Raw genomic sequence first — 26,717 nt, forward strand, 5'->3', positions numbered from 1 at the left:
AGACGCTTAAGAGAGTCTTTAGTATCAACTTACATCGATCGATTTATTTCAACAAAAAAGCCTATTGAGCTTTTTATATGATAAAAACCAAGTCAATGGACTTATTAGTATTGGTTAGCTAAACACATTACTGTGCGTACACACCCAACCTATCAACCACATAGTCTATATGGAGTCTCATAGGGATACCTTATCTTAAGGGAGGCTTGGCATTTAGATGCTTTCAATGCTTATCCTTTCCGAACGTAGCTACTCGGCTATGCTTTTGGCAAAACAACCGACACACCATTGGTTCGTCCATTCCGGTCCTCTCGTACTAGGAACAGCTCCTTTCAAGTATCCTGCGCCCACAAAGGATAGAGACCAAACTGTCTCACGACGTTTTGAACCCAGCTCGCGTACCGCTTTAATTGGCGAACAGCCAAACCCTTGGGACCTTCTCCAGCCCCAGGATGCGATGAGCCGACATCGAGGTGCCAAACCGCCACGTCGATATGAACTCTTGGTGGCGATCAGCCTGTTATCCCCGGAGTACCTTTTATCCGTTAAGCGACGGCGATTCCACTTTCCACCGCCGGATCACTAAGCCCGACTTTCGTCTCTGCTTGACTTGTAGGTCTTACAGTCAACCTATTTTATACCTTTACGCTCTACTCGTGATTGCCAACCACGATGAAATAAGCTTTGGGCTCCTCCGTTACTTTTTAGGAGGATACCGCCCCAGTAAAACTGCCCGTCTGGCAATGTCCATATTCCAGATTCATGGAATTATGTTAGACTCCCAACTTGTTAAGACCAGTATTTCAACGATGACTCCCACTCTCCTAACGAAGAGTGTTCATAGTCTCCTGGCTATGCTACACATAACAAATCAAGAATCAATACCAAAGTACAGTAAAGGTTCACGGGGTCTTTTCGTCCTTTTGCGGGTAAACAGCATCTTCACTGCTACTACAATTTCACCGAGTCTTTCGTTGAGACAGTGCCCAGATCGTTACACCATTCGTGCAGGTCGGAACTTACCCGACAAGGAATTTCGCTACCTTAGCACCGTTATAGTTACGGCGGCCATTCACCAGGGCTTGGGTTCAATGCTTTGCCTTACGGCTGACATATTCCTTTAACCTTTTGGCATTGGGCAGGCGTCACACCATATACTTCCCCTTAGAGGTTTGCATAGTGCTGTGTTTTTGTTAAACAGTCGCCTGGGCCATTTCTCTGCGGCCTCCCGGAGCTCATACCGTAAAGGTAATCACCCTAGAAGGCTCCCCTTCTTCCGAAGTTACGGGGATAATTTGCCGAGTTCCTTAACGAAAGTTATCTCGCGCGCCTTAGAATACTCATCTCGCACACCTGTGTCGGTTTAGGTACGGTCACCATCAACAGCTAGAAATTATTTCTTGAAAGCATTGCGCTACACTATCAGTTCCTCCGAAGATTTCCCTTAACCACAACCTAACCTTATGTTAGCGGATTTACCTACTAACCAGTCTCATTGTGATACGGACATTTCCAATCGTCCGCGTGCTTAACGTACTCCGTCATTCCATTGCTAAAGTTTTAGGTGGTACAGGAATATTTAACCTGTTACTCCATCGTCTACGCATTTGTGCCTCGACTTAGGGGCCGACTAACCCAGGGAAGACGAGCTTGACCCTGGAAACCTTGTGCTTACGGCGAGGAAGATTTTCACTTCCTTTATCGTTACTTATGCCATGGATCTTCACTAGTATCCGCTCCAGTACTCCTTACGGTATACCTTCGCTGCTGAATACTACGCTCTCCTACCGCGTATATATAAAATATACACCCGCGATGTCGGTTTTATGCTTGAGCCCCGATTATTATTGGCGCGATGATTCTCGATTGGTGAGCTGTTACGCACTCTTTAAATGATTGCTGCCTCTAAGCCAACATTCCAACTGTCTTAGAATCATCACTTCCTTACTCACTTAGCATAAAATTTGGGACCTTAATCGGCGGTCTGGGCTGTTCCCCTCTCGACAACGAAGCTTAGCCCCCGCTGTCTATCTCCCGGACTCGCTTTTGGTATTCGGAGTTTGATTTCCGTTGGTAAGCCGGTAGGCCCCCGCTAGAATTCAGTGCTCTACCCCCAAAAGCTTAATATCCGAGGCTAACCCTAAAGTTATTTCGGAGAGAACAAGATATCTCCAAGTTTGATTGGCCTTTCACCCCTATTCACAACTCATCCAAACATTTTTCAACATGTACTGGTTCGGTCCTCCACAAGGTCTTACCCATGCTTCAACCTGGTCATAAATAGCTCACTTGGTTTCGTGTCTAAATCAAACGACTATACGCTCTATTAAAACTCGCTTTCGCTTCGGCTCCGGAATGTAAATCCCTTAACCTCGCCGTTTAACTTAACTCCCTGGCTCATCATGCAAAAGGCACGCCGTCAACCATCGCTTCCGAGGAAGCTATAGGTCTCCGACCGCTTATAAGCTACTGGTTTCAGGTTCTATTTCACTCCCTTAACAAGGGTTCTTTTCACCTTTCCTTCACAGTACTGGTTCACTATAGGTCATTGACTAGTATTTAGACTTGGAGAGTGGTCTCCCCAGATTCAGACTAGGTTTCACGTGTCTAGCCCTACTCAGGTATCGAATAGAGTCTCTTGTTCTTTCGCTTACGGGACTATCACCCTGTATCGTTCTACTTTCCAGAAGTATTCAACTAAAACTTAAGATCTCATGTTATCGACCCTACAACCCCACACCAATGATGTGGTTTGGTCTTCTCCCCTTTCGCTCGCCGCTACTTAGGGAATCTCTTTGATTTATTTTCCTCTGCTTACTAAGATGTTTCAGTTCAGCAGGTGTCGCTTTATATGCCTATGTATTCAGCATATAATGGTAGACGATTAATCTACCGGGTTGCCCCATTCGGATACCTCCGGGTCATAGCTTTATACCAGCTCGCCGAAGATTACTGCAGGTAAACGCATCCTTCATCGCCTGTCAATGCCAAGGCATCCGCCAATAGCTCTTAACAACTTGGTCTGTAAATTATTGATCCATGCAAGTTAACTTCACCAAAGACAGATATTCTTAAACGTCTATTATTATATGTGAATTTACTTGTTACCATATTATTTACATAACATACTTGATCGTAAACTGAATGTTTTGGAAACAAACGCTTAACAATGCAAAAGAAATAGAATACAAGTTTTTAAAGATGCTTGCCCAACCTAGTCAAACTGTCCTAAAACAGTTATCCTTATCCTTAAAAGGAGGTGATCCAGCCCCACCTTCCGGTAGGGCTACCTTGTTACGACTTCATCCCAGTCATCAGCCTCACCTTGGGCGCCTCTCTCCTTTGCAGGTTGAGTCAACGACTTAAGGCAAAACCAACTCCCATGATGTGACGGGCGGTGTGTACAAGGCCCGGGAACGTATTCACGGCGTTATAGCTGACACGCCATTACTAGCAATTCCGACTTCATGTAGTCGAGTTGCAGACTACAATCCGAACTGGGGCCAGCTTTGAGGATTTGCTCCATCTCGCGATATTGCTACCTTCTGTACTGGCCATTGTAGCACGTGTGTGGCCCTGGGCATAAGGGCCATGCTGACTTGACGTCATCCTCGCCTTCCTCCTGGTTAACCCAGGCAGTCTCGTTAGAGTTCCCACCCTAAGTGTTGGCAACTAACGATAAGGGTTGCGCTCGTTGCGGGACTTAACCCAACACCTCACGGCACGAGCTGACGACAGGCATGCAGCACCTGTGTATCTGTCCTTGCGGAAAACGACATTTCTGCCGCGGTCAAATACATGTCAAGCCCAGGTAAGGTTCTTCGCGTTGCATCGAATTAAACCACATGCTCCACTGCTTGTGCGGGCCCCCGTCAATTCTTTTGAGTTTCACCCTTGCGAGTGTACTCCTCAGGCGGCATACTTAACGCGTTAGCTACGACACGGATAGGGTTGAGACTATCCACATCAAGTATGCATCGTTTACGGCAAGGACTACCAGGGTATCTAATCCTGTTTGCTCCCCTTGCTTTCGCGCCTTAGCGTCAGGTGTAAATTAGAAAAGCGCCTTCGCCACTGGTGTTCTTCCACATATCTACGCATTTCACCGCTACACGTGGAATTCCCTTTTCTCCATCTACCCTCTAGAAAGATAGTATTAGATGCTGGCTTGGGGTTGAGCCCCAAGATTTAACATCTAACTTTCCTTTCCGCCTACACGCCCTTTACGCCCAATAAATCCGATTAACGCTAGCACCCTCCGTATTACCGCAGCTGCTGGCACGGAGTTAGCCGGTGCTTCTTTACCTGGTACGCTCAAATCAATTGGATATTAGCCAATTTCTCTTATTCCCAAGCGAAAGTGCTTTACAACCCTAGAGCCTTCATCACACACGCGGCGTCGCTTCGTCAGACTTTCGTCCATTGCGAAAGATTCTCGACTGCAGCCTTCCGTAGAAGTCTGGGCAGTGTCTCAGTCCCAGTGTTGGCGGTCAATCTCTCAATCCGCCTAGACGTCAAAGCCTTGGTAGGCCATTACCCCACCAACAAGCTGATATCCCATAGACTCTTCCTTAACCGAAAGGTCCTAAGATCCCCTTCTTTAATATGTTTTAGATGCCTAAACATACCACATTCGGTATTAGCGGTCGTTTCCAACCGTTATTCCCAAGTTGAGGACAGATTATCTATGTATTACTAACCCTTCCGCCACTAAATAACAACCGAAGTCATTATTCCGTTCGACTTGCATGCCTCATCCACGCCGCCAGCGTTCAATCTGAACCAAGATCAAATTCTCAGAAAAAATAAATTTAAAAATTAACGGATTTTAAAAATCCGAACAAGCATTCTTTATACTGGCTTGCATTCTATCTCATTTGCATTGTTAAGAAGAGAAGATCAGCATTGCTGAACCCTCGTTTGCGTATCCACATCGAAGTGTGGACTCTTCCTTCTTTCGCTTTTCGCGGTGAAGAAGAAATCAATATCTTATATAAACGGCATTTATTTATGCAACATATTTTGCTGCACTTTTTTTCGAATTATAAATTCTACAAATTGAATTTATGCCCTCTCAATAGCTTCAGAGCAAGAAAAATGCGTTTTATTTTTCCTTAGATTTTTTGTTTTTTATCGCAAATTCATCTGCTTTGAAAGCTCAAACTAAACCTGTTGAAGTCCTGCCCGTTACTAATATCGAAAATGCTCTTCAATGATCTTTTGTAATAAAATTTTGATTTTAATTGCTGGCTCGCCCCGAGTTCTATTTTCTTATTAAGATATAGAGAATTTACTCTTTGAAATACTTCAGCCCGATTCTATTTTAATAAATGTCTAATGCCTGAGGATGAGAGTGGTTCCTTGATTGAAGAGAGAATTTTGATCTATGTATTTTAAATACCTATGGTAGGAAATTATTAAAATAATACCCCCTTCACAAGTTCGATTAGCTTTAACTAACGAATTATGTTTGAGATCATAGCCTTTTTGTCTTGGATAAATATTATCGTCGAGATAATATTTTTTCTTAGCTTTCATAGCTTGTGGCGAACGTAGCTCAGTTGGTTAGAGCGTCGGATTGTGGTTCCGAAGGTCGCGGGTTCAAGCCCCGTCGTTCGCCCTTCTTTATCTTCTTTGTTTCTTTTGCGATTCTTGCTATAACCAAGTATTAGAATAAATTCTCACTCTACTAAAAACCTTGTGTCTATTCATGGTAAGAGAGCGACAGAAATCTAAATCTGCCTTATTTCCTTCAATTCCCTTCGCGGTTAGGGCGAGTATCTATTTGTTTTTGGCTTGTTTTTCAGGTCTAAGTTTATGGAGTTTTCATAATACCCAGCCGTGCACCCAAAACTGGATAGGATTGCTAGGATGGTCTTTAAGTTCCTTTCTTTTATATTGCTTCGGAGCAGCGTCTTTTCTTATTCCACCATATTTTTTGTGGCTATCCTTTCTAAATATAAGAAAAACGCCTTCAAAGATCCTGCATCGTAAGGCACTTGCATTTGCATGCATTCCTATTTGTTCAGCAATATTGCTGTCGATGTTTTCTCCTGTACAAGTGTTACCTCATGTTTTAGACGCCCGTCTTCCTAAATTTATTTTAGGGATTAATCCTCCTGTTTCTTATTTAGGAGGAATTCCTTTCTATATTCTTTATGCTGGACAATCTTTCTGTTTGAAACATTTGATTGGTTCCGTGGGTACCGGTCTTATCTTTTCATTTATATTGTTCTTTTCTATTTTTTATCTCTGTGGAGGTATAGTCCTAATTAAAAAAAAAATTCTGCAAAGATTCCTCAAAAACAGATTTCAAGCCTGTTGGCGTATTTGCAAAAGCATTTTAAAAAGACTAACCAATAAACAAAATTATCTCCCAAAACCTTCAATTAAAGTTCCTTCTGCTCCTATAGCAAGGAATGATTCAAGGAAGCTCCCGACTCCAGTTGTTTCCCTACCAATAGAAAAGGGAGATTTATTTGATGATTCACATATAACTCCCCAAGATTCTTCAGAAAAAGCAACTCTTTTTCTAGCTCCTCATCCTCAAAAACGTATTTTATCTACATTCACAAAACCACAAAATACAATTCAGAAAGAATCTAAGATTACCGTATTACCTCAGTCCTTACCTCCACCAAGTAAGAGAGTTGAAAAATCCCCCCCTATGGATTTATCAACATTTGGAGGAGGGAATTCCGAACTACCTCAATATCATCTGTTGAGTAAAAGTGACAATTCAAAACCTGAGTCCCTTCGTGAGGAACTTCAAAAAAAAGGCATGCTTTTACAACAAACTTTAGAAAGTTTTGGAATAGATGCTGATATCGGGAATATTTGTTTCGGTCCCACGCTAGCCGCATTTGAAGTACAACCTCATACAGGTGTAAAGGTTCAAAAAATAAAAGCTTTAGAAAATGATATAGCTTTGAATTTGCAAGCTTCGAGCATTCGTATTATTGCACCTATTCCCGGTAAAGCAGCTGTCGGTATTGAAATTCCTAATCCCTACCCACAACCAGTAAATTTCCGCGACTTATTAGAAGATTATCAAAAACAAAATCATAAGTTACAGGTTCCTCTTTTACTTGGGAAAAAAGCCAATGGCGATAATTTCTGGGCAGACTTAGCAACTATGCCTCATTTAATTATTGCGGGGACAACAGGATCAGGAAAATCCGTTTGCATCAATACGATTGTCATGTCTTTGATCATGACAACACTACCTTCTGATATCAAACTTGTCATCGTCGATCCGAAAAAAGTAGAGCTCACTGGGTATTCCCAACTCCCCCATATGTTAACTCCTGTGATTACAGAATCTCGCGATGCTCATAGTGCCCTAGTCTGGCTCGTTAAAGAAATGGAACTTCGTTATGAAATTCTAAGATTTTTGGGCCTTAGAAATATTCAGGCTTTTAATTCTCGTGAACGCAATGTTGAAGTAGAAGCCTCTTTTGATAAAGAAATCCCAGAAAAAATGCCTTTCCTTGTGGGTATTATCGATGAGCTTGCTGATCTTTTACTTTCCTCTTCTCAGGATATAGAAACACCTATCATTCGTTTAGCACAAATGGCAAGAGCTGTTGGCATTCATCTAATCTTAGCCACGCAAAGGCCTTCTCGTGACGTAATTACAGGATTGATTAAAGCCAACTTTCCTTCTCGGATTGCATTTAAAGTCGCTAACAAAGTGAATAGTCAAATTATTATAGACGAGCCTGGGGCAGAAAATCTCATGGGAAATGGAGACATGTTAGTTGTTTCTCCCTCCTCTTTTGGAGCAGTTCGTGCTCAAGGAGCTTATATTTGCGATGAAGACATTAATAAAGTCATAAAAGATCTATGTTCCCGGTTCCCTACAAAATATGTTATTCCTTCATTTGATACTTATGAAGACTTTGTGGGAGATGATTCAGCAGATAGAGATCCGCTATATAACCAAGCAAAAACTCTTGTTTTGCAAACAGGAAATGCTTCTACGACTTTCTTACAAAGAAAACTTAAAATTGGCTATGCTAGAGCAGCTAGTTTGATAGATCAGCTTGAAGAGGCGAGAATCATTGGTCCTTCAGAAGGCGCGAAGCCTCGTCAAATCTTAATACAAATGCCTCCACAAGAAGGATAAGTTTATGGAAGGTTTTTTCCCTTTAGCCTCAGGTTCGAAGGGGAACTGTACCTATTTGGGAACGGACTCCTGTAAAATTCTGATAGATTTAGGCATTAGCAAGCAGCTTGTAACGCATGAACTATTATCTATGAATATCCACCCTGAAGATATTCAAGCTATTTTTATTTCTCATGAGCACTCTGATCATATTTCTGGAATTAAAAGTTTTGTAAAAACATACAATACACCAATTATCTGTAACCTTGAGACTGCACGTAGTCTATGTCAATTATTGGATGTTCATCCCACTTTTAAGATTTTTTCTACAGGAACAATATTTTCTTTCTATGATTTAAAAATTCAAACTTTCAATGTTCCTCACGATGCTATAGATCCCGTAGGGTTTATTTTTCATTACCGTGATGAAAAGCTGGGTTTTTGTACTGATTTAGGTTGGGTAACCTCATGGATTATTCACGAACTTTATGATTGTGACTATTTGCTTGTGGAAGCAAATCATGATCCCGAACTTGTACGGCAATCAGCACGTCCTGATATTTATAAAAAACGTGTTCTTAGTAAATTAGGACATATATCCAATCGTGAGTGTGGGGAACTATTACAAAAAATTCTTACTCCTAAAATTAAGAAAATCTACCTCGCTCATCTTTCTAGCGAATGTAACACTCCTGAATTAGCTCTATCCAAAGTATCTTCTGCTATAGAGGATATCTCATCAATTCTTCCTGTAATAGCAGAAAGCCAAGGAATTTCTGATCCTATTTACTTTAGGTCTTTAGTAAACACATGAAATTAGAATCCTATTCACCCGAGACTCTACACATTTCTCTGGATCATAACTGGGAAGAAAGTACTCTCTACAGTATGGAAAGAGCCTCACAATTACTCAATTTCAAGTTTCTTCCTTTTCTTACTTTTGCGGATTGGAAAGTAGAAGAAAAAGTCCGAAAATTATGTGATAAGTCTAGGAAAAAACTTTGCATTTCTCCATTAGCTAAATGGCTTGGGGAACTTCACAAACAAGATCTAATTACTCCTCCTATGCCCCCTATAGCAGTATGTTGGGTAAACTCGTATATTGGTTATGGAGTTTTTGCTCGAGAGCGAATCCCCGCCTGGACATATATTGGAGAATATACTGGTATACTTCGTCGCCGTCAGGCTATTTGGATGGATGAAAACGATTATTGTTTTCGTTATCCCCTATCTTTAGGGCTATGGCGCTATTTCACTATTGATAGTGGTCGTCAAGGAAACTTTACTCGTTTTATTAATCATAGCGACAAACCTAATGTGGAGGCCATAGGGGTGTTCCAAAACGGATTGTTTCATGTGGTTATTAGAACAATTCAAGTAATTGAAGCGGGCGAGGAATTATGTTATCACTACGGCCCGCTATATTGGAAACATAGGAAAAAACGAGAAGAGTTTATTCCTGAGGAAGAGTAAAACGTTTAACTCTTTTCGTATGTTCCCATTAACTCAGCACTATCTACAACGTGATTTTCCATCACTTCAAGAAGCTGATCTCTGGTTACGTTTTCTTCTGCTGGCAAGATAGTATCTAGAGCATAGCAGTAGAAGAAATAGCGATGTTGTCTATCTGGTGGGCAGGGGCCTTCATAACAGGCTTTTCCTGAAGTGTTTAATCCTTGAACAGCAAAAATACTTGCGCCCTCTGCTAGTTCGGTTATGGTTGGAGAAAGGTTATACACCACCCAATGAATCCAAAGACCATCGGCTCGTAGACTTCTAGGCACATCGGGATCTTCAATGATCAATGCTATGCTTTTTGCTTCTGCAGGAACATCTTTAAATATTAGGGGTGGAGAAATGTTAACGCCTTGGCATGTATATTTTTTCGGAATTGGTTTTCCATAGTCAAATGCTGGTGAGAGTAATTGCATTATTCATCTCCGTTTAGATATCTAGATTTTGCAAAACATTGGATTTAGCATCTTCTTCCAGTCTAAGTAGGGCAACTTCCCCATTTGTAGATAATACATCCTTAAACAAAGCTACCAAAGCTATAGAATTTAGAATTACCATACCCGCAAACCCTGTATCAGAAAGACTCCAAATCAATCGCATGTCTACAATTCCTCCGAAAGGTATAACTGCAACAAACAGAATCTTTAGCCAGGAGTTAGCTCGTTTCCCAGGTATCATATATTCTAAACTTTTTTCTGCGCAAGCAAACCAAGTCAAAGCTGTTGTGTACCCAAATAAGGCCATCGCAAGAATAACAACAAGCCCTCCGAGAGATCCCAGACTTGATTTAAAGGCATGCAGCACCATAAGCGTTCCTTCTTGTCCCGAAGCATAGGCTCCAGACACAATAAGTACGAGAGTTGTAATCGAACAGACCACCATAACAATAACGGGTGGCAAAAGAGTAACCAAACCATCAATCACAGGATTCTTACTTTGAGAGTCGGATTGTAAAATTGATACCATACCACTACCGCAATCAGTTGCCATGATGGCACGGCTCATTCCTGTTGAGATTACTTGAGTTATTGTATAACCTCCCAGACCTGCAACAGTAGCTTTTATTCCAAATGCGGACGAAATAATAAGTTTTAATGCAGGAAGAATCATAGAACTGTGTTGCGCAAGAATCACAAGACAAGAAATTGCATAGAAGCCGGCGATAAAAGGAATAACTCTAGCTGAGAATCTAAGAATACGCGTATTTCCTCCTACAAGCACAGGAAGAATTGTTAAAGCAAGAATAAAACCTATCAAGAATTTCAGGGGCACACTTTCAGCACAAAGAGGCACAATACAATTAATTTGTGCAAAATTTCCTGCTGAAAATGCTGTGATAATTGTAAATATACAGAAGAGACCAGCAAGGAATTTACTCCCCATACCATAGGCTAGGCATGCCGTTGGCCCTCCGATAAACTCTCCTGATTTCCCGCGAAGTTTACGATATTTTATTCCTAAAAACGATCCCGAATATTGAACAATTGCTCCTAAGAGAGCTGCTATCCAAATCCAAACTAAAGCACCTGGACCTCCGCAAGCAATAGCGATAGCCATACCCGCGATATTCCCTGTACCAAAATTACCAGCAAGGATCCCCGCTACAGCTTCATAACGAGATACCTTACCGTCTTCCGTAGACGGGCTCTCTTGTTTATTTTTTAACATGAGATTAAAGCCAAGCTTTAATCCTGTGAATTGTAAACCGCGAAGTTTCCATGTTAATAACCCACCAAGAAATAAAATCACGGGGAATACACAGAAAGAAATGCAAAAATTATTTAATTGTTCTAGAAAATGTAACATTGGTCTCTCTTTTTATTGCTAATAGTGTTCTTAATGGAAGATCACAGCAAAATTAGCTCGTAGCTTCCTCTCCTTGTTTAGGGGAAAGGAAGCTTCGTTGTAGAGAGCTTAAGAAGGTTGAGATATCACGATATCTAAAAGCTCAGGCCACCTTTCCCCTTGCACAATGGAGGCAACGGTCCCGGAATCCAATCCTAAGGTGGAGGCAAAAGCAGCGATATCTTCTTCTGTGATAACACCCTGAGAAGCAGCTTGAGAAAACACTTCGCTTAATTCAGATATGAACATATTCCAAATCCAATCACGGCCTTGCATTTTCTTCATACCTTCAATCAATGAAGGATGTTCAGCTAACAGTTTTAATAGAGCCAAAGGGTGAAGTTCTCTGATACGGTTTAAAGCGCTCTTAATCTCACTTTGAGACATAGCTAATGAAATAGAAGACTTTTCAGAAGCAGCGTCAATGACGAAAGAGATGTCTCTTTTGTCTTGATCTGTTATTTGAGCTTCGTATTTCTTAAAGTTAGCTTGCACTTTCTGTGTGTCCTTCTTAGATTGACTACGTCGAGCAAATAATCTTCGCGAACGACGTGAAGGCTTCTTTTCACTTTCCGTGAGTATAACAGATTCGTTATTTATGTCCTTTGAGTTTTTTGAGCTCTGCTTGGATCCATAAGGGTTCAAGCAGCAACTACTCAAACTCAAGAGCAATACCAAACCGCCAAAACTGTACTTATAGATGTATTTTTTCATTACTTTAGTTAAATTTAAAATTAAAAGTTATACTATTATATCACAAACACATTAAAAATAGTGCGTATTTGCATTTTTATTTTTTAATATTAAGATTTTTAACACCATAACGATATCTCACTGGCTTCTCTCTGGGAAATGATTCTTGAGTTTCTCGGGTTGATTTGTTATTGGCCATTTTGTTATCAACATGGGGCATTTAGTTAATCCTCTTTATCAAGAGAAATTAACAAAACAATTAGGTGCCAGAGGATCTTATGTTAAAAATCCTTATAATTCGAAGCTGTTCTTGTTTAGCAGCTTGTCTTTTAAGCTTTCCTTACATTTCTTACGGAGCTCCGACTTCATCAGCGATGCTCTCCATGAATATGCCTTCTGGCAAAGGGAAAATAGGGTCTGATGCTTGGATCGAACACAAGCTACGTCAATATCCAGAATTACTTTGGTTAACAGAGCCATCGGCTGCGGCAAGTATTACCTCAACATCTAAAACAGCTTATTCTTTATCACTGTTTGATAAAAAAATCCCTGCTTTTGATGTGGCTATACGCAGTTTGATATATCTCCATTTATTAATACAGGGTTCACGCCAATCTTACGCTCAACTCTGTCAGTTACAGCCATCAGAAGATAGCATCACTTTTAAGCAATTCCAAACTACCCACAGGCAGTTGATTTATTTCTTAAACTCTCCCAAACATTTTGATAACACTCTAAAAATCTTAGAAACAGCCATTGTTTTAAAACATATGGGGTGCTCTGCAAAAGCTGCTGCAAACTTTAAGCCTTACTTCACAGAGTCTCGTGCTGATGCTTTTTATGCGAAAGCCTTACATGTGTTAAAGGCGTTTCCAGAATTAAGCCCCTCTTATTCTCGACTATCTCCTGAACAAAAAGAGGTATTCGTCGCTTTACGCCGTTTAGCTGATTATGATTCTCTCTTCAATCTTACAACAATGCCGAGCGCTCAACTTTTATCCATTGGCAGGGCCAAGCGTCCTTTAGTAGTTCTAGATTTATATCTCTATTCTCTGGATATCTGCGGAGAAAACAATTGTTCCCAAGAATTTTACTATAATTTCGCTCCTTTATTATCCATGTTGCAACAACATGCTACTGTAGAGGAGGCCTTTTCCCGTTACTTCACATACAGAGCAAATCGTTTAGGATTTGAAGGATCTTGCCGCAGTGATATGGCTTTGGTACGTTTAGCAACCCTTATGGAACTTTCACCTGTAGAAGCTAATGCTCTTACTTGGAGTTTTAAAAATCTCCCTATTGATGAATCAGAAAGTTTAGTAGACAGTTTCTATACACCACAAGGCGAACACGTTCCTTTAGAAATCCGAGGCCTTCCTAACCTCATTACTGGTTTACTACAGGCAAATCACGGAACAGCAACAGCAAGTCCTGAAAGTCGTTTACGTCAAGTTTACTCTACAGCATTATCTTTGGTAGTAAAAAGTTTGCGTGTTCACAAGGATATGCTAAAAAAGCAATTGCTTGACCAAGCAACTGTTTTAGACTTTTCAGAAACTACAGTTTCTTGTGGAGGCTTGGATATCTTTTCTGAGAATATTGCTGTGCGAGTGCACTTAAATGGTTCTGTTAGCGTTACACTTTAAAGTGCAACGCTACGTTACTATAATTTTTTAAAAAGATCAGCCATTTCTAAAGCTGTTTTCATCCCAGAAATCCCTAAATTTGATCCTTTAATTCCTGCGCGTTGCCATGCAGAATCTATACAAGGTGCTGTGATGACTGAAAAGGTAATTGGGAGATTAAATTCTATAGATAATTCGCTAATCCTTGCTGAAACCTGATCAGCTATATGATCATAATGTGTGGTTTCACCTTTAATAAGGACACCACAGGCTACTATAGCATCATACTCTATACCTGACGTAAGAAGTTTCTTTAGTGTACAAGGAATCTCAAACGATCCGGGAACACGTACTATGGTCAACATATCTTCTGTTCCCCCTAGATCCAGAAAAGTCTGTTGTGCTCCTGAAACTAATGCGTCGGCTATAGGTCCGTTAAAACACGCTCCAACGATAGCAACGCGCATGCCTTTTGCCGATGCTATCCCTTTAAATGTTGTCATATAATCCTAGATTATCTTGTGTTTACTTCCTCAATGTAAGGAAAGTCTATCCAATGCCCCATACGCTCTTTTTTTGTGCGTAGGTAGTATTCGTTTTCTTCAGAGACATTGATTGGGAGAGCGATTCTATCAACAATCTCCAACCCAAAACCCTGAAGTCCGAAATATTTGTGAGGATTATGGGTAATCAATTTGATCTTTGTCAATCCTAGATCAACTAAAATCTGGGCTCCTATTCCATACTCCCTAGAATCTACGGGGAAGCCGATTTCTAGATTGGCATCAACAGTGTCATAACCACGATCTTGTAAAGCATAAGCACGAACCTTATGACCTAAACCAATACCACGCCCTTCCTGCCCACGTAGGTAAACCACAACGCCCTCTCCTTCCAATCCAATATATTCCATAGCAGAGCGTAGCTGATGTCCACAGTCACAACGTATAGATCCCATAATATCCCCAGTGAGACATTCGGAATGTACACGAACAAGAACATTTTCTTTTCCCTTTATATCACCCTTCACCAGAGCAATATGTTGAATACCATCAAGAAGAGACTCGTAAACATGAATATTGAAATCACCGTATTCTGTAGGAAGACGGGCTGACGAAACAGGAATCACTAACCTTTCAGACAACATCCGATAGGCTATCAAATCAGAGATGGAGATTACTGACAGTTTATGTTGTTTAGCAAATTCTATAATTTGAGGAAGACGCATCATGGTATGGTCTTCATTAACAAGCTCTGAAAGAACCCCACAAGGCTGCATATTCGCTAAACGCATAAGATCCAAAGCAGCTTCTGTATGTCCAGCACGTTTTAATACGCCTCCTGGAGTGCCTACTAGAGGGAAAAAATGTCCTGGACGGACAAAATCTTCAGGACAACTATTAGGATCGGATAATAACTCTACAACTTTCGTTCTATCTGCCGCAGAAACTCCTGTGGTTATACCTTTAGCAGCATCTACTGAAACTGTGAATGCTGTATGATAACGACAACGATTATCTTCAACCATAGGAGGGAATTCTAAATCTTTTATTCTCTCGGGCTCTAGAGAAGCACAAATAATTCCTGTCGTATATTTAAGAAGAAAAGTCATTTTTTCTACGGTCATCTTTTCACCAGCGATGATAAGATCACCTTCATCTTCTCTCGAAGCTTCATCAACAACAATAACAAATTTCCCCTGGGAGATATCTGCGATTGCCTTTTCTATTGGGACAAAACATGATGCACATGAATCCTCTCCGGCTTTTATCACTAGGGTTCCTCCCAATTACTGACCTCTATCCTCTAGGAATGCTAATAGAAATCCCCTATTCACTTCAATCTCTTCCCCTATTTCCTCTATCCAACAATTTCCCAACACGTTTTTAAAGAATTTCCTAAAACCTTAGAAAACTTAGGAAGAATTTTTTGAGCAGAATCCAAACGATACCCTAAATCTCCAAAAAGGGGCTTCCTTTGATCTCCAAAAATTTTTGGTCCCAAATAAATAATTAATGCATTTGCTAAACGTTCTCTCAAAAATGCAGTATGTAAAATAGATCCACCTTCAATAAGAACCTGTAAAATATGTTTAGTAGATAAATATGAGATTAATTCGTGTAAATTTACTCTAGAATTGCGAGGTTCGGTAACTAAAATTTCCACATCAAGTTTTTCAATATTTTTAATATGATCTTTTGAACATTGTGTCGTGGTTACATAGAGAGATTGTCCAGGACTATGAAAAATTTTTGCCTGTGCGGTTACAGTCCCCAAACTATCAACGACAACACGTAACGGTTGATGAGGATAAAGCTCTCCAGAAGGTTTCCTTGCAGTTAATAGAGGATCATCTTGTAAAACAGTTTTGGATCCCACAACAATAGCCTGAGAACTAGCACGTAATCTACCTACATCAATGCGAGCTTCTGGGCAGGTGATCCACTGAGATTCTCCATCACTGTCGGCAGTCTGACCATCCAAAGTGGCAGCACTTTTAAGCACAATCCAAGGCTTATGGAAGGTACGTTGGTAGATATAAGATTTTAAAGACTCCTCAGCTTCTTCTTTACCTAAGCCTTGACAAACACGTATTCCTGCCTGTCTTAAAGTAAAAATTCCCTTACCGGCAACCCGATTATCAGGATCTAATAAAGCAACGTAAACAGTAGAAATTTTATGTTTGATTAATAGATTCACACAAGGAGGAGTCCTTCCATAATGACAACACGGTTCTAAAGTTACATAAACATCACTATCCTCTACAGATACGGATGTAGAGTTTATTGCATTTTCTTCCGCATGCGGGCGACCTTTTTTCTCATGATACCCCTCTCCTATGATTTGTCCATTTTTTACTATTACACAACCCACCCAAGGGTTAGGTGGGGCAGAAAATCTTCCCTTTTCTCCTAATTCTATAGCTCGATGCATAAAAAATAGTTGTTGCTCAGAGAAATCTTCCATATACTTTGCCTTTGTAAGAAAAGGTAATTAAAGAGATACAAGGATGTTGGATATAAAATTAATACGCAAGGCACCCGAAGAATGCGAAACCCGTCTTCGTAGGAAAGATCCCAATATTTCTCTTCTTCCTATTCTTGATTTGGACAAAGAAGTCCGCCAATTGAAAACAGACTCAGAATCCCTACAATCTCAAAGAAAACTGTTGTCTACACAAATCCATAAAGCCAAAGCTCAAGGTGAAAATGTATCTAATATGCTTGGCGAAGTTGAAAGTCTCTCTCAAGATTTGGGAAAACTAGAAGCCTTACTTGAAGAAAAGAACGCCGTTTTACAAGACCTTCTCGTACGCCTTCCTAATTACCCTGAAGAAGATGTTCCCGTATGTCCTGATAAATCAGGTAATCAAGTAATTAAAAGTGTAGGCTCTTTGCCAACATTTTCTTTCACTCCTAAACATCACGTTGAACTGAATCAAAAATTACAAATTTTAGATTTTAAACTTCCTGCAAAAACTTCAGGATCTGGATGGCCTGCTTATAAAAATCAGGGTGTTCTTTTAGAGTGGGCACTACTTACTTATTTATTAAATAAGCAAAGGGAACACGGATTTCAATTATGGCTCCCCCCTCTTCTTGTAAAACGCGAAATTCTTTTCGGCTCAGGACAAATTCCTAAATTTGACGGTCAATATTATCGTGTAGAAGATGGGGATCAATCTCTTTACCTGATTCCTACTTCTGAGGTTGTTCTTAATGGATTCCATTCTCAAGAAATTTTTAATGAGAAAGATCTACCTATATATTACGCAGCATGTACACCGTGTTTCCGTAGGGAAGCAGGAGCTGCAGGTGCTAACGAACGCGGACTTGTTCGTGTACATCAATTTAATAAAGTAGAGATGTTTGCTTTTGCTACTCCAGAACAAGCTAACCAGGCTTATGAAAAGATGCTTGCTGTTGTAGAAGATATTCTTACAGAATTAAAACTTCCTTACCGTTTATCTTTACTTTCCACAGGAGATATGTCCTTTACGGCATCAAAAACCATAGACGCTGAAGTTTGGTTACCTGGACAGCAATCTTACTATGAGGTTTCTTCTATCTCCCAATGTACAGATTTCCAATCACGTCGTTCAGAAACTCGTTATAAAGATAGTCAAGGGAAAATGCATTTTATTCATACCCTTAATGGTTCAGGTTTAGCAACACCTCGTTTATTTGTTGCAATTTTAGAAAATAATCAGCAAGAAGATGGCTCTGTAATTATTCCTGAAGTTCTACGTCCTTACTTAGGGAATCAGGAAGTATTATCACCTCAAAAATAGGATCTGTATTGAAAATATGAAAAAATCTAAGGCAATATAAACCATATACCGTACGGATAAGATTGATGAAGACTGATTATGACCATTTCAAAAACGGAACTCCTGAAGAACATCTCAAGACTGTTCGAGATCAACACGGAGTTTGTATTGGCGAACCCCATACAACAATAAAAGGCTTTTTCTATCATCTAGCAAGCGATGCCCTATCTACAGGTATATTCCTATTTTTCATCAGAACGCTCGCCTTTCTTCTTCCTATGTCTCAAGGAACACAAACAGAGATTCTATTTTCACTAGGATTGGGATGGATTTTTTATCGAGGCTGCCTGAAAGCAAAAAAAGCTTGGTCTTACATGGAGCTTTCCCATCGTTTTATGCTCCAGGAAAAAGAAGAAATAGAAAAACATCCCGAACAAGAACGTTTAGAACTCAACGTTATCTTTAAAAATCAAGGGTTCAAATCTCCCCTTCTTGAAGAAATGGTAGACTATGTCAGTTCTGATTCTATTCTCCTTCTTGATACTATGATCCGTGAAGAACTTCATATTTCTATGGAGGACTTTCCTCATCCTTTAAAACAAGGTGGGACACGTATGCTCGGAGGACTTATCGGTTTAATTTTCTTCTTACCACTAGTCCTCTGTTCTAGTTATACAGTAGCAGGTGTATTATCCGGAGTGCTTATCACTATACTCTCTGCAACAAAAGCAAAAATATTAGGAAATGATGTGATCACAGAAGTTGTCTGGGTTTTAGGTATTTTTATTACCTCCATAAGCATCGTTTGCACTTGTGTAAAATTTTTATAGAGCCCAGGTATCGTAGTGTTTTCACGATTATTCTCCACCCCATTTTCACCAGAAATATTAAACAATTTTTTTGAATCAGGAATGGCAGAAGATAACAGTCCCATGCTATCCCAAAAGAATCGGTTATTGAGTCGTAACCTTTCTTTAAAGTCTGCATGTATTTCTTTAGGAACATATTTGTGTGCGTTAGCTTTCTATTGGTTCCGCATTGTTGATATTTCTAATTTATTTGTTGTTTTCACATTTTTTCTTGCTGGAACTCCAGCCCTAATAAAGTCTTTAGATGATATCCGCAATAAGACTGTAAATATTGATATTTTAATGACCTCAGCAGCCTTCGGTTCTATTTTCATTGGTGGAGCCTTGGAAGGATCTTTACTTCTTGTTTTATTTGCTATTTCTGAAGCCCTTGGACAGATGGTATCAGGGAAAGCAAAGAGCACACTAGCTTCTTTAAAACATTTAGCACCTACTATTGCCTGGATAGTTGGTGAAGATGGGAACTTAGAAAAAACCCCAGTAAGTCAAGTTCAAGTTGGTGATATTATCCGAGTCAAAAGTGGCGAGATCGTTCCCTTGGATGGAGAAATTATTCACGGTTCCTCTTCTATTAATCTTATGCATCTTACTGGAGAAAAGATTCCCAAATCGTGTCAGATGGGTTCTGTAGTTCCCGCAGGAGCACATAATCTTGAAGGGAGTTTCGATCTGAAGGTTTTAAAAACAGGTGCGGACTCAACAATTGCCCATATTATCAATCTAGTTATTCAAGCACAGAAATCCAAACCTCGTTTACAACAACGTTTAGACAAATATTCCTCAGCCTATGCGCTGACTATCTTTGGTATTTCGACATCTATAGCTGTTTTGGTTCCTCTCTTTACTTCTATCCCTTTCTTAGGACCAAATAGCGCTTTTTATCGTGCCCTAGCATTTCTCATCGCAGCATCTCCTTGTGCATTAATTATTGCCATTCCCATTGCTTATCTAAGTGCAGTAAATGCCTGTGCAAAACATGGAGTTCTTCTTAAAGGCGGTGTAGTCTTAGATCGCTTAGCTTCTTGTAATTCTATTGTTATGGATAAAACAGGAACGCTAACCACTGGGGAGCTTACCTGTATTGGTTGTGATAATTTTGGAGAAAAAAATCCTGATTTCTTCCCTTCTATTTTAGCTTTAGAACAATCTTCTATGCATCCTATTGCACAAGCAATTGCTGCCTATCTTATAAAAAATAATGTCTCTTCTCTTCCTGCTGAAGAATATTGTATGATTCCAGGGAAAGGGGTTCGGGGTATTTTCCAAGGTCAAGAGGCGTTTGTAGGTAGAGTCGATACAGCTCTACAAAAAGTCCCTCAAGAGTACGTTCAAGAACTAGAAGAGCGTATACATACTGCCAGACAACGCGGAGAAATATGTTCACTAGCCTATTTACAAGGAAGCTGCGCATTATTTTATTTTAAAGATACTCCACGTCTTGATGCTGGGAAAATTGTGAAAGAACTTAGAGACGAAGGTTATCCTATTAGTATGCTCACAGGAGATCATCAAATTAGTGCAGAAAATACTGCGAAGCTCTTAGGAATTTCTGAAGTCTTTTCTGATTTATCTCCTGATGATAAATTAGAAAAAGTACGTGAACTTGCCAAGAAACGCCATATCCTTATGGTTGGTGATGGCATTAACGACGCTCCCGCTCTCGCACAAGCAACAGTTGGTGTCGCTATGGGAGAAGCAGGAAGTGCCACAGCGATAGAAGCTGCGGATATTGTTCTTCTCCATGATGCAATTTCCCTATTACCATGGATCATAAGAAAAGCAAAGAAGACGCGAAAAATCGTCACACAAAATTTAGGCTTAGCCTTAGCAATCATTCTTCTCGTTTCATGGCCCGCTTCACTAGGAATCATTCCTTTATGGCTTGCTGTGATTCTCCATGAAGGCAGTACAATTGTGGTAGGGCTTAATGCTCTACGGTTGCTAAAGTAATCCTCTTAGTATTTTGAGAATCTACGACTATAGATACTTTGCAAAATTCCTAAGGATGCCATTGTAGAAATCACCGAAGATCCCCCGTAGGAAACTAAAACTAAAGGGACTCCCGTAATAGGCATCAATCCACACATCATGCTGATATTGATTAACACGTGCATAGAAATATGCACGGTAATTCCTGCAGCTAATAATCTGCCGAAATCATCAACAGCTACAGCTACAGTTCGGCAGCCAAAACAAATGAGACAGTAAAACATCCATAAGGCAAAAAATAGCCCAATCAGACCGAATTCTTCTCCTAAAGCAGAAAATACCGAATCTGTATAACCGTAAGGTAACCAACCCCTACCAGCAAATTCCCCAGACTTCCATCCACGACCTTTAACACCACCCAGGCCGATAGAAATTAAAGATGCACGTTGGTGATGATTAGAAGGGCTTAGTCTTTCGTATTGGTATTCTTTAATCACCTTTAATGCATAAGGCTTAACCTTATCATGAGAAATAATCCCTGAGAAAATCAGCAAAGAGCAGAACATGCCTAAACCTGCAATTGTTGCACAGATTTTCACAAATAAAGGATGGATATTCCCTAAATAAAAAATTGCCAAAGCAACAGGACATAATACCAGGGCAGTCCCTAAATCTGGTTCTTTAAAAATAAGCAAAAAGGGAATACCCACAATAATACAAGCGAGTAAAGCTGTAATCTTCGAAGAAATTACTGATTTGCGTACATCTAACGTATAGCTAAGCATGATTACAACGATAAGCTTGGCATATTCAGAAGGTTGGACACTCAAACCGATAAAAGGGATTTTGTACCATCTATGAACATTTTGGACTGTAGGGACAAAAAATAAACCCACAAGACTCAAAAGCATGAGAATATAGAGAACCCACGCCCAGCTCCTTAATCTATGGTAATCAAGATACATACATAAAGAAAAAGCTAGCCATCCCAAAGCAAAATGACGAATTTGCATAATGCTTTTATTCGTGAGTAATCCTTTGGATGATGTGACTAGAATCGTAGAGGGGTCCATAGAAGAAATAACAACTACGCTAATCATCATTAATAAAATAATGACGATAAACACCCAAGAATTGACATAGCTGAAATATCTAGCGTTTCTCATAATGCTCTTTATAGCTTAAGAGTGGGATACTTCCAATGAAAGTTATTTATTATGAAATAGCAGAAACTCCTTCCACAAATGAAACAGCAAAACAGCTTATGCATCTATGGAATCCCTATGCTCTTACTGTTATTTCCACTCAAAAGCAAACAGCAGGGAAAGGTAAATTTAATAAAACTTGGTTCTCATCTAATAAAGATCTTACCGTATCGCTATGCTTTTTCATTACCGAATTAGACATTGATGTTAGCCAATTATTCCGTTTAGGAACAGAAGCAGTTCTCGCTCTCATCCAAGATCTAGGCATTCGTAATGGAACCATAAGATGGCCTAATGATGTTTTAGTAAATGAAGAAAAACTCTGCGGGGTTCTTAGTGAAACTATGCCTACACAAGGCTATTTAGGAATCACTTTAGGGATAGGGATAAATGGCAATACGAAAAAAGAAGAGCTAGCTTCTATAGACCAACCAGCAACATCCCTTTCAATACTATTAAATCATACTGTAGATCTTGGAGAAGTTCGTGAAAAGCTTATTGAACATGCAAAAAAAAGTATCTTGCGAAGATTCTCAAAAATCCTAGCGAGAGAAATAGATCATAGGTAGATCAAGAAAACGAAATAGTCTAGAGGCTATCCACAATGATGGGCTTGATCTTTGTTTTAAATATTTCTCAACAGCCTGCTCGTAAGCGGCGGTCTCAAAGGCAAATAAATTATCCCTAGCCCAAAAATCCTCTAGAGAACAAACAATATCCTCGCATTCATCATGTTTCTTTATTGATTCTAAAATCTCATGGACAAGTTTAGGAAGAGTTTCCTCCATTTCCTGAAACGCAAAAAGAATGTCGTAACCCTGTTTTAAAAACTCTCGCCAAGACATTTTATGATGCTGTGTTAAAAACTCTGTTTCCTGAGATAATCGTGGTGAGGCAAAAGTTATTGGAAGCGAAAGTAACGCCTGACGTTTTGCTATTGCATGAGAAAGTAAACATTCCCAAGAAAGCATAACATTCTTTACGAGATAGTATAGCTGACAGTATGCTCCAAGAAAAGCACCGAATAATAAGCTAAAAATAACTACAAAGACTAATCCTGCCATAGGTTGCATATGGCTCACCAATGATAAAAAAGCAACAGAGCACTACATATACGTAAGAATCTCAGCATCGGTAAGCTCACGATATTCCCCATAGCGAAGACCTCCAAGAACAAAACTTCCTATACGAATACGTGTGAGCTCTAAAATAGGCAACCCCGCAGCTTCTGCAAACAAACGGATTTCATGTTTTTTCCCTTCGTTTACAATAATTTTAATTGTACCCCGACGAATTTTCTCAACAGAAACAGGACGAATTTTCTTACCATCAATAACAGTCCCTTCCATAAGATCTTCAAGATTTTTAGCAGTAATTTCACGGTTCACCTTAAGCAAATATTCTTTGGTAATTCCAAAAGAAGGATGGATAATCTTATTAGAAAATTCTCCATCATTCGTTACTAAAATCAGTCCTGAAGTTTCCTTATCTAATCTGCCGACAGTAAATACCCGATAAGGAAGATGAGAAAATAAATCGATAACCAGCTTATCTCCTGGGAATTTTTTCTCCGAAGAACATAAATATCCCAAAGGTTTATGCACCATAAAATATACTTTCTTAGTCATACCTACACGTTGACCATCTACCTTCACAGTATCCGTTTCTTCATCTACCACTATGAAAGGGCCGGGAGCCACACGACCATTTACAGTTACATGACCTGAAAAAATAATCTCATCACACTTCCTGCGTGATGCAACACCAGAAGAAGCCAAAAACTTATTGAGACGAACCTTTGCCATAATATTCTCCATTCGAGACATATATTGTGCCCAAGAATAACAATAGAGGTCCACTGTTCTTTGTTATAAAAAAATATTGTCGCGAAAAATATCTTTCTTCTAGACAAAAGTTTTTTTGTTCCTATGCTAGTTTTCTTAATCCACTACTCAGGAAGTCATGGCTTTTCTTATCTTATTACGACACGGAAAATCCGTCTGGAATGAAAAAAATCTTTTTACAGGATGGGTAGATATCCCTCTGAGTCAAAAAGGAATCGATGAAGCTATTCACGCGGGTCAGGTAATAAAAGACCTCCCAATAGACTGCATTTTCACTTCTTCTCTTGTTAGAAGTTTGATGACAGCATTGCTTGCAATGACACATCACAACTCTAAAAAAATTCCTTATATTGTTCATGATGATGAACAAAAGAAACAGATGAGCAGGATCTATAGTGATGAAGAAAAGAATATGATCCCTCTTTATCGTTCTAGCGCACTAAACGAAAGAATGTATGGAGAACTTCAAGGAAAAAATAAAAAAGAAACTGCTGAGAAATTTGGTGAGGAACAGGTCAAATTATGGAGAAGAAGCTATAAAACAGCACCTCCTAGTGGAGAAAGTCTCTACGATACTGGACAACGTACCGTCCCCTATTTTGAAGAAACCATCTTTCCTTTATTGAAGAATTCAAAAAATGTATTTATATCTGCTCATGGAAATTCCTTACGTTCACTTATTATGGATATAGAAAAATTAAGTGAAGAAGAGGTACTCTCTTTAGAGTTACCTACAGGAAAACCCATAGTATATTTATGGACCGGCCACACATTCGAACGACATCCAGAACCATTTGGTTAAACAATCAACAAGCAATACCTCCTTCAGTTTCAGTACGAGAGAGCTTGGAGACTTATTCTGATCCATTTTCTTTAACACCTTCGTCAGCAATGAAATTGCTTAACGAAACTGAAGAGGTTGCTCGTAAGCTTGTCGGTTGTTCTGAAGAAACTCATACATTTCATTTTCTTCCTCATTTTCCCCACGCTGCAGCAATTATCGTAGCTGCTTTATTAGAAAATCTTACCTTTTTCCAAGGGAGGAATCATCTTTTAGTCTCCTCTCATGAGCAACAATATAATATTGATGCTATTTGCCGCCGGCAAGGATTAGGAACTACCTACGATTGGGTAACCATAAACTCTTCAGGAAGACTTTCCCCAGAACAACTTACAGAGGCACTCACACCACGCACTCTACTCTTTTCATTATCTGCTGCTAATGGTATGACAGGATTCATTGAACCTATAGAATCTCTACAACCCTTATGCAAAGATCGTGGTGTCGTTCTACATTTAGATCTTTGTGATATTTTAGGACGTGCAGCACTCACCCCAGAAATGCTCGATGCTGATATTCTTACATTTTCTTCTTTAGCCTTAGGAGGAATTGGAAATATCGGAGGCATGTTTATTAAAAAATCCCTCAGTAAGTTTTTTAATTTATGGCTCCCTACAAATTCTCCAGGAACCATATGTTTAGGTTCCGTAGCGGCGATGAAGACAGCATGCCAGGAACGCTTATCCTCTTTTTCTTCATTAATTTTATCTTCAATCAATTTAAGAAATAAACTTACAAAAGAACTTCAAGCAGCCTGTTCCGACGTGCAATTTCTTTTCCCAGAACTAGAAAATAAACTTCCTAATGTGATGATTGCTACTATAGGAGATATTCCGGCTGAAAGTTTAGCCTTTTTCCTACATCAACAAGGTATCTATCCAGGACTGGGCTACGAACGTTTCCAACCCCTATCTCAAATATTACAAAATTGTGGGGTATCACCTTTCCTCTGTCACAGCGCTCTACACTTTTCTTTCACAGAGAGAACGAAAGATGAACAATTTACAACTTTAGGACGTAGTATCCAAGAGGGTAGCGCCCACCTTCAATCTGCAATTGCGAGCTCAGTATGACAATTCCATTTCAACCTGTAGCCTCTTGGGCAAACGTATCTCCAAAAGTTATGAAGAAATTTCATAAATTTTATTGTGGCGGAACCTTCTCAGCAGAAGATGCCGAAACAAAAGGAGCTAATCTAATTATTGGCAGTCAAGGTCATAGGCTTATGGGCAATTATGTAATATTTTATTGGCTGATAGATAAGATAAATGGAAAAATTATCGACGCAAAATTCCAATACTTCGGACACCCTTTCCTACTTGTACTTGCAGAAACAACTTGCAACTTAGTTATTGGCAAAACTTATGCTCAAGCTTATAACTTAACCGTTAATAATATCGATACTGAGCTACGTTCCCATCCTAATAAACCCGCTCTTCCAGACAATAGTTCAGCTTTATACCATTGCGTCATTGATGCTTTAGATATAGCTGCTGAACAATGTATGGAAATCCCTCTCGAAGATGGTTCCCTGCCCTTAAAAGAATCTTTTTTACCTTCTGAGATCGAAGATGCCAATCCCTATACTAAAGAAGCTTGGGAAAGCCTCTCTATAGAATCACAATTACATGCTTTACGAACAATCACTGAAGATAAAATATCACCTTATGTAGCTCTCGATGGTGGTAGCGTACTTATTGAAAATCTTGAGGGAAATATTGTAACAATTGCCTATGCAGGAAATTGTTCTGGATGTTTTTCTGCTATAGGATCTACATTAAATTCTATAGGCCAACTCTTACGTGCCTATGTTTATTCTGAATTGCAAATTAAAGTAAATGAGGCATCTTTAGATTTTTCTATGTCTCAATACTCTGACGAAATTAATTAACTTTTATAGTTCGTGAATTGTCAATAATTCATATCTTTTGATAAAGAATGATGAAATGTTAATAACTCTATAATTATTTCATT

The 26,717-nt window shown here is 39.5% G+C and carries 20 protein-coding genes, 1 tRNA gene and 2 rRNA genes; 12 read left to right on the forward strand and 11 right to left on the reverse strand.

Features of this window, described 5'->3' with window-relative positions; genetic code table 11:
* Positions 1-83: 83 nt before the first annotated feature.
* Positions 84-3,023 (reverse strand): 23S ribosomal RNA (locus tag H9Q19_RS01735).
* A gap of 229 nt (positions 3,024-3,252) precedes the next feature.
* Positions 3,253-4,804, reverse strand: a 16S ribosomal RNA gene (locus H9Q19_RS01740).
* The 16S and 23S rRNA genes sit together here, the layout of an rRNA operon.
* Positions 4,805-5,546: 742 nt before the next feature.
* Here H9Q19_RS01740 and H9Q19_RS01745 point away from each other — a divergent pair.
* The 4 genes from H9Q19_RS01745 (at position 5,547) to H9Q19_RS01760 (ending at position 9,580) form a co-directional block, all read left to right on the forward strand.
* A tRNA-His gene (locus H9Q19_RS01745) sits at positions 5,547-5,620 on the forward strand.
* Between the two features lie 90 nt (positions 5,621-5,710).
* The gene (locus H9Q19_RS01750) at positions 5,711-8,128 is read left to right on the forward strand and encodes an FtsK/SpoIIIE family DNA translocase (RefSeq protein ID WP_213241674.1); all 2,418 of its coding nucleotides are present in this window, start codon (positions 5,711-5,713) and stop codon (positions 8,126-8,128) included.
* A 4-nt stretch (positions 8,129-8,132) separates the two neighbouring features.
* Positions 8,133-8,921 (forward strand): MBL fold metallo-hydrolase, encoded by a 789-nt coding sequence (locus H9Q19_RS01755; RefSeq protein WP_213241676.1) that lies wholly within the window; start codon positions 8,133-8,135, stop codon positions 8,919-8,921.
* Positions 8,918-9,580, forward strand: a complete 663-nt coding sequence (locus H9Q19_RS01760; protein ID WP_213241678.1) for an SET domain-containing protein — start codon at positions 8,918-8,920, stop codon at positions 9,578-9,580. The genes H9Q19_RS01755 and H9Q19_RS01760 overlap by 4 nt, the downstream gene beginning before the upstream one ends.
* A 5-nt stretch (positions 9,581-9,585) precedes the next feature.
* Here the strand turns inward: H9Q19_RS01760 and H9Q19_RS01765 are convergent, their stop codons facing one another.
* From H9Q19_RS01765 to H9Q19_RS01775, 3 genes are all read right to left on the reverse strand, one after another.
* Positions 9,586-10,038: a YbhB/YbcL family Raf kinase inhibitor-like protein gene (locus tag H9Q19_RS01765; RefSeq protein ID WP_213241680.1), complete on the reverse strand. Its 453-nt coding sequence runs from the start codon at positions 10,036-10,038 to the stop codon at positions 9,586-9,588.
* Positions 10,039-10,051: 13 nt separating this feature from the next.
* Positions 10,052-11,428: an alanine/glycine:cation symporter family protein gene (locus H9Q19_RS01770; RefSeq protein ID WP_213241682.1), complete on the reverse strand. Its 1,377-nt coding sequence runs from the start codon at positions 11,426-11,428 to the stop codon at positions 10,052-10,054.
* A gap of 108 nt (positions 11,429-11,536) precedes the next feature.
* Entirely contained in the window at positions 11,537-12,181 is a 645-nt protein-coding gene (locus tag H9Q19_RS01775) for a hypothetical protein (RefSeq protein ID WP_213241684.1), read from the reverse strand.
* A 257-nt stretch (positions 12,182-12,438) separates the two neighbouring features.
* Here H9Q19_RS01775 and H9Q19_RS01780 point away from each other — a divergent pair, with 257 nt between their 5' ends.
* Positions 12,439-13,806 carry a hypothetical protein gene (locus H9Q19_RS01780; RefSeq protein WP_213241686.1) on the forward strand — a complete coding sequence of 456 codons (1,368 nt, stop codon included), beginning with the start codon at positions 12,439-12,441 and terminating at the stop codon, positions 13,804-13,806.
* Between the two features lie 17 nt (positions 13,807-13,823).
* On the opposite strand, the gene ribH is transcribed toward H9Q19_RS01780, so the two are convergent.
* From ribH to ribD, 3 genes are all read right to left on the reverse strand, one after another.
* Positions 13,824-14,288, reverse strand: a complete 465-nt coding sequence (gene ribH, locus H9Q19_RS01785) for a 6,7-dimethyl-8-ribityllumazine synthase (protein WP_213241688.1) — start codon at positions 14,286-14,288, stop codon at positions 13,824-13,826.
* A gap of 11 nt (positions 14,289-14,299) precedes the next feature.
* Complete coding sequence (locus tag H9Q19_RS01790) at positions 14,300-15,559, reverse strand: bifunctional 3,4-dihydroxy-2-butanone-4-phosphate synthase/GTP cyclohydrolase II (RefSeq protein ID WP_213241690.1); 1,260 nt, start codon at positions 15,557-15,559, stop codon at positions 14,300-14,302.
* 86 nt (positions 15,560-15,645) lie between these two features.
* Positions 15,646-16,752 (reverse strand): bifunctional diaminohydroxyphosphoribosylaminopyrimidine deaminase/5-amino-6-(5-phosphoribosylamino)uracil reductase RibD, encoded by a 1,107-nt coding sequence (ribD, locus tag H9Q19_RS01795; protein WP_213241693.1) that lies wholly within the window; start codon positions 16,750-16,752, stop codon positions 15,646-15,648.
* Between the two features lie 43 nt (positions 16,753-16,795).
* Between ribD and serS the strand changes: the two genes are divergently transcribed.
* The 3 genes from serS (at position 16,796) to H9Q19_RS01810 (ending at position 20,874) form a co-directional block, all read left to right on the forward strand.
* Positions 16,796-18,076 (forward strand): serine--tRNA ligase, encoded by a 1,281-nt coding sequence (gene serS, locus H9Q19_RS01800; RefSeq protein ID WP_213241695.1) that lies wholly within the window; start codon positions 16,796-16,798, stop codon positions 18,074-18,076.
* Between the two features lie 65 nt (positions 18,077-18,141).
* Positions 18,142-18,885: a VIT1/CCC1 transporter family protein gene (locus H9Q19_RS01805; protein ID WP_213241697.1), complete on the forward strand. Its 744-nt coding sequence runs from the start codon at positions 18,142-18,144 to the stop codon at positions 18,883-18,885.
* 15 nt (positions 18,886-18,900) lie between these two features.
* Complete coding sequence (locus H9Q19_RS01810) at positions 18,901-20,874, forward strand: cation-translocating P-type ATPase (RefSeq protein WP_213241699.1); 1,974 nt, start codon at positions 18,901-18,903, stop codon at positions 20,872-20,874.
* Positions 20,875-20,879: 5 nt separating this feature from the next.
* On the opposite strand, the gene H9Q19_RS01815 is transcribed toward H9Q19_RS01810, so the two are convergent.
* Complete coding sequence (locus tag H9Q19_RS01815; protein ID WP_213241701.1) at positions 20,880-22,019, reverse strand: FtsW/RodA/SpoVE family cell cycle protein; 1,140 nt, start codon at positions 22,017-22,019, stop codon at positions 20,880-20,882.
* 35 nt (positions 22,020-22,054) lie between these two features.
* Between H9Q19_RS01815 and H9Q19_RS01820 the strand changes: the two genes are divergently transcribed.
* Positions 22,055-22,627, forward strand: coding sequence for a biotin--[acetyl-CoA-carboxylase] ligase (locus H9Q19_RS01820; RefSeq protein WP_213241703.1), 573 nt, complete (start codon positions 22,055-22,057; stop codon positions 22,625-22,627).
* Here the strand turns inward: H9Q19_RS01820 and H9Q19_RS01825 are convergent.
* On the reverse strand, positions 22,601-23,122 hold the full coding sequence (locus H9Q19_RS01825; RefSeq protein WP_213242021.1) for a hypothetical protein: 522 nt from the start codon (positions 23,120-23,122) through the stop codon (positions 22,601-22,603). The genes H9Q19_RS01820 and H9Q19_RS01825 overlap by 27 nt on opposite strands.
* 42 nt (positions 23,123-23,164) lie before the next feature.
* Complete coding sequence (locus H9Q19_RS01830) at positions 23,165-23,863, reverse strand: pseudouridine synthase (RefSeq protein ID WP_213241704.1); 699 nt, start codon at positions 23,861-23,863, stop codon at positions 23,165-23,167.
* A gap of 157 nt (positions 23,864-24,020) precedes the next feature.
* On the opposite strand from H9Q19_RS01830, the gene H9Q19_RS01835 reads away from it, so the two are divergent.
* From H9Q19_RS01835 to H9Q19_RS01845, 3 genes are read left to right on the forward strand one after another with little or no spacing between them, the layout of a single operon-like run.
* The gene (locus tag H9Q19_RS01835) at positions 24,021-24,704 is read left to right on the forward strand and encodes a 2,3-bisphosphoglycerate-dependent phosphoglycerate mutase (RefSeq protein ID WP_213241706.1); all 684 of its coding nucleotides are present in this window, start codon (positions 24,021-24,023) and stop codon (positions 24,702-24,704) included.
* Positions 24,659-25,816 (forward strand): aminotransferase class V-fold PLP-dependent enzyme, encoded by a 1,158-nt coding sequence (locus tag H9Q19_RS01840; RefSeq protein ID WP_213241708.1) that lies wholly within the window; start codon positions 24,659-24,661, stop codon positions 25,814-25,816. The genes H9Q19_RS01835 and H9Q19_RS01840 overlap by 46 nt, the downstream gene beginning before the upstream one ends.
* Entirely contained in the window at positions 25,813-26,634 is an 822-nt protein-coding gene (locus H9Q19_RS01845) for a NifU family protein (protein WP_213241710.1), read from the forward strand. Before H9Q19_RS01840 ends, H9Q19_RS01845 begins: the two co-directional genes overlap by 4 nt.
* The last annotated feature ends 83 nt before the right edge of the window (positions 26,635-26,717 follow it).

The organism is Chlamydia crocodili (assembly GCF_018343815.1).
Classification (GTDB): Bacteria; Chlamydiota; Chlamydiia; order Chlamydiales; family Chlamydiaceae; genus Chlamydia; species Chlamydia crocodili.